At 41.2% G+C, this 4,611-nt stretch carries 5 protein-coding genes; 3 read left to right on the top strand and 2 right to left on the bottom strand.

What is annotated here, in order from left to right:
- Positions 1-305: 305 nt before the first annotated feature.
- Positions 306-542 (bottom strand): type II toxin-antitoxin system VapB family antitoxin, encoded by a 237-nt coding sequence (gene vapB / locus Q7J27_15270; GenBank protein ID MDO9530500.1) that lies wholly within the window; start codon positions 540-542, stop codon positions 306-308.
- A 199-nt stretch (positions 543-741) separates the two neighbouring features.
- Here vapB and Q7J27_15275 point away from each other — a divergent pair, with 199 nt between their 5' ends.
- From Q7J27_15275 to Q7J27_15285, 3 genes are all read left to right on the top strand, one after another.
- A complete protein-coding gene (locus Q7J27_15275; GenBank protein ID MDO9530501.1) occupies positions 742-984 on the top strand; it encodes a hypothetical protein in 243 nt (80 codons plus the stop codon).
- A 368-nt stretch (positions 985-1,352) separates the two neighbouring features.
- Entirely contained in the window at positions 1,353-1,778 is a 426-nt protein-coding gene (locus Q7J27_15280) for a transposase (GenBank protein ID MDO9530502.1), read from the top strand.
- Between the two features lie 63 nt (positions 1,779-1,841).
- Positions 1,842-2,225, top strand: coding sequence for a transposase (locus Q7J27_15285; GenBank protein ID MDO9530503.1), 384 nt, complete (start codon positions 1,842-1,844; stop codon positions 2,223-2,225).
- A 546-nt stretch (positions 2,226-2,771) separates the two neighbouring features.
- Here the strand turns inward: Q7J27_15285 and Q7J27_15290 are convergent.
- Positions 2,772-4,070 carry a Wzz/FepE/Etk N-terminal domain-containing protein gene (locus tag Q7J27_15290; GenBank protein MDO9530504.1) on the bottom strand — a complete coding sequence of 433 codons (1,299 nt, stop codon included), beginning with the start codon at positions 4,068-4,070 and terminating at the stop codon, positions 2,772-2,774.
- Positions 4,071-4,611 lie beyond the last annotated feature (541 nt).

Consider the following 4,611-nt stretch of genomic DNA (forward strand, 5'->3'; position numbering starts at 1 on the left):
AGAAACAGCACGTATTATTAATGTGTTAACCTCGCATGGCAGCTATTTTCAACGTGTGCTTTATGCTTAGAGATGGGAAGAATGAAGAGGTTGTGCAAAGGACTCAATTTGTATGAATGACGCAGACAGAAGGGCCTTTTGATTTGTATCTTTATGCTAGCTTTTAGCAACTCCATACTGCAACTCTGCATGTGTTATTGAAGAAATCCCAAATTCATGAACTGGATACTGCTCAAATTTTCTCAATACCTTCTTTGGCTTTTCATTTATGACGTATATGCAAATATTTGTATCCAGAAGGTATTTCATTTGAACATCGGCTCTCGCTTTTGATTTTCCACGGGTTGATTTCGCTCGATTTTAAAATCTTTTGCGAAATGGTTCAGGCTGTCAAAAAGAGTATTCCATGACTTTTCTTTGGGTAACAGGATAATCATATCACCTTGTTTTTTAATATATACTTCGCTGCCTGTAATTCTAAATTCCTTTGGCAATCTGACTGCCTGGCTTTGCCCATTCTTAAACAATTTTGCTGTTTTCATTGCTACCTCCACCACACTATAGTATATATCAACAATATATACTGCATGAGACCTTTGCACAACCTCTTCATTCTTCCCATCTCTAAGCATAGAGCATCCGTTGAAAAGAGCTGCCATGCGAGGTTAACACATTAATAATACTTGCTGTTTCTCCATTTTTATGCCATACTTCTTTTAAATTCATCTCTCTGGAGGAACTATGGGCTTCAAGAAAATGAAAACTAATCTCACCTTTACCGATCTTTCTCTTTTTGCTTCCATTGAAAAGAACAGGGCCATCAAAAGAATGGAGCACATCAGCGCCATCGTGAATTGGTCCAGAATTGATAATCTGCGCATGGAAAACTATCCCGTCGGCAAAAGTGCCGATGGCAGCGAAGCCTACCCGCCACTGATACTTATGAAATGCCTCCTGATCCAGCAGTGGTTCAACCCCAGTTGAATATTGACAGGTTCAACGGGGTAAAGATCGATTCCGACCCCGAACTGGAAACTCAGATTTACCCAGTGAAATAAGATTTGAAGATACTATAAAAGATAACAAATCTTTGCCTTTCAGGCAATTTCACCGGGTGAACCCAGTGAAATAAGATTTGAGCCGCTTCTTTAAAAACATCCTTCCATAATAAGTTTTCAAGTACTTTTCTCGCTTTGTCGCATCCTGCATGTTTACACAAGCTTCGTAATATATTAATCGCAGAGGTCTTCTTTCTCTTGTTGAATCAACCAAACCTTTTTCATGTTGCTCAAATCTTTGTTTGAGATCTGCGGTATATCCCACATAAAAGTTACCATCTTTTTCACTTTGTAATACATACGTGTAATACATCAATGCTCAAACAATTTCACCGGGTGAATGATCGGATCTCCTTTAAGAAATTCCTGGGGCTTTCTCTCGATGATCCCGCTCCTGATCATTCAACCTTCTCCCGATTCAGAGGCAGATTCTCCAAAGATACCATGCGCATGATCAACAATGAACTCCTTAACCAGTTCGCCTCCAAGGGCTTAACAATTAACGAGGGCATAGCCATTGACGCCCGCCTTGTTCAGTCGGCCAGCCATCCCATAACCAAAGAGAAGCTGAAAAAAGAAAAACAGAAACGAGAAACAACCTCGGGTAAACTGGACAAAAACGGAAGCACCCTTAAGTTCTCCAGGGATCTCGAATCGGATTGGACGGTTAAGAATGATAAACCTCACTATGGTCTGAAGGAACATGCCCCAGTTAAATAGTCTTCGAATTTAACGGGGTAAACCTCGGTCGATACCCGCTATGGATTTGTTCTTGCTACTGAGATAACCCCGGCCTCTCACCATGACAGTCCTTATCTCCCTCTTTGTGTTGCCGGCAGTTGTCATACGAAGAGCCCCATCAAAAAGGTGTATGCCGATAAAGGATACTGTGGAAAACCAAACAGAGATTTTCTTCATAGCAACCATATTGAAGATGGCATCATGCGAAAGGACACGACCACGGCAAAGCTGACAGACTACGAGAAAGAGCGAAACAAAAAGATCTCGAAGAAGCGGTATATTGTCGAACAGTATTTTGGTATCTCTCATCTTCACAATAATGCCTTTAGGGCCAGGTTCCCGAGGTTGATCAAGAATGCCATTGACGCGATGTTCCGGCAGATGGCTTTCAATCTCCTCCGAGGAATCAGGGTGGTACCAGCATGAGAAAACAGGGGGGGCATAACAGTACCCCGGGGCGGCCTACGCTGCCCTGAAATTGACTTGTGGTGGAGGTAAGATGGACTCATCATAACAAAAATATCATCTCCGGCCCGTACTATCGGCCGAACCTTGAATATGGATTCCTAAAAAATCGGACTCAAGACCGGGTTGGTGAAAAATAGTCGTAACAGCTAGGATAAGCGAGAAATATAAAATGTAAAATTTTGGTTGCTCTCATACAGTTAAGCTAAGAAGAGGTCTTTAAATTTTCCCGATGGAATAAATGCGAGACACAACAACGTCATTGTAAAGTATTATTAAATATCTATTGTATTTTCAGGTACTTTTTTTGCTGTGTTTCCAAGTAGTTTTGCTGACTTTTTTATCACCATTTATTCTCACATTTAATCAAAGTATTTAAAGCCCATTTGGAAGGAATCCTGCAAAACGTTCATGATAATACCCCAATACTGTAACTATCAGGCGAAGCCGGGATGCTCATGTATTAAATACTCAGCACTAACCGAGTATGACTGATAAAAATCTCCTTTAATCTTCTTTTGATGCATTCCGTATGTATTCAATGAAGAAGGCAAGGAAGACAAACATAAACAGTGAGGCAAATCCGGCAAGGAGAACGATCTGTTTCTTTTTGGGTTTGACGGGGTGCAGCGAGACCTCTGGCTCCTGAATTATTTTTATATTGCTGATCAGTTCCTTCTCCAGATTCAGCGTATTTATCTGGGCCTTGATATCATCAATCTTTGTTTGTAGCCCTTCCGTCTTGTGCAATTTTATCTTCTCTATTTCAGTTTTGATATCGTAAATTTTAGCCTGCAGCCCTTCCATCTTACTTAAATTAAGCCTCTCTATCCCCGTTTTAATATCATCTATTCTTTTACTCAACCTATCAACTTCGGTCTCTATTGTTTTCTCCCTAGTCCCCAAGTCGTAGAGCTGGTTGGTCAACTGGTTGAAGTAGGACACGTTCTGCTGAATCGTGGTGGAATAGAGGAGAAGGGAGAGATCCTTGCCCGGTCTTTCGTCTTTCAAAAGGGCTCCCTGTTGCTGTACAATCTTCTCCGTATTGTCCTTAACGCCCTTTATCTCCTCCTGCAGTTCTCCCTTTCTCTGTTCGATATTTCCGAGGGTTGCCTGCTTCATTTTTATCTCATTCCGTATTTTTTCGATTTCACTCAGCTCGAGTTTAATCTGTTTGTCTATATCTTTCCCCTGCGTTTCAACTTTGCTGATCTCATTTTGCTTCATGAGAATCTGCTTATCTATATCTTTCCTCTTTGTTCCAATTTCGTTGATCTCACTTTGCTTCATGAATATCTGATTGTCGTAATCCCCCTTTCTCTGCTCAATGATTTTTGCGTAATCATCAGAAAGGAAACGAATTATCTGCCGGGTACCTTTCACCCCGAGGTCTGTGTTACCCTCTTGCCACTGGGAGGTGACTTTTATTATATTGGCTTTTTTGACAACCACAGATTTGAATTTAACCCTGGCCTTCAAAGGTCCCAAACTCAGCGCCTCTTCTATCCTTCTATTGTAGATCCCTTCGCCTATCTTTCCGCTTATATTTTCCGCAGAGTCAATGTAAATAAAGCCTCCGTTCTTGATACCGGCAATGCCCGGCTCAATCATCATAGAAACTTCATAGATCCTCGGCATCTGGAGGCTTATGACGGCCGCTACAACAGCACAAATAAGTGTGCCGGCTACGACAAGCCATTTCCACTTCCATATTACCCGGAGATAGTCGATAAGATTGATCTCATCTTCATAATATGGGGGGTAACTTTGCGGATCTGGCTGCTGATTGGATTGTTTGTCGGTCATTTTTCTTCCTCCGGTAAGTATAGGATTAAGGATTATGGGATTAAGGATTATGGGATTAAGGATTAAAGAAAACGTTTAAGTGATTTGATGAGTGCATTCAGCATCTTGCTTGCTGATTCATATTTTGATTCGAGAATTTCATGATCTTTTTCACTTTAATATCCCAATTCCATTGAAAGCAATAAAAAATATCGAACTTCTTCTAAAGACCCCCTTGCGTTATACAAAAACTGTCAGTACTCTCTCGTAGATTGTCGAGACTGGCCTTCAACTATGTTTACCGGCACAGAATATGCGGCACGTTTTAATTGATTACCAATCCATAAATTTCAGTTCCTGGGAAATTACTTATTGAGAGCTTTGAATAACTGCTTTTCCGGTCATTGCGAGGAGCAAGGCGACGCGGCAATCTCGTGGCTTATCAATGTGTTGTGAGATTGCTTCGTCCACGATTTCATCGGGACTCGCAATGACAATACTGGGGTTCTGCAAAGGTCTCTTGTTGCTTTATAAATGTCAATCACTTATCCGTGTGTCTTTT

The sequence above is a fragment of the Syntrophales bacterium genome (genome assembly GCA_030655775.1).
In the GTDB taxonomy this organism is placed as follows: domain Bacteria; phylum Desulfobacterota; class Syntrophia; order Syntrophales; family JADFWA01; genus JAUSPI01.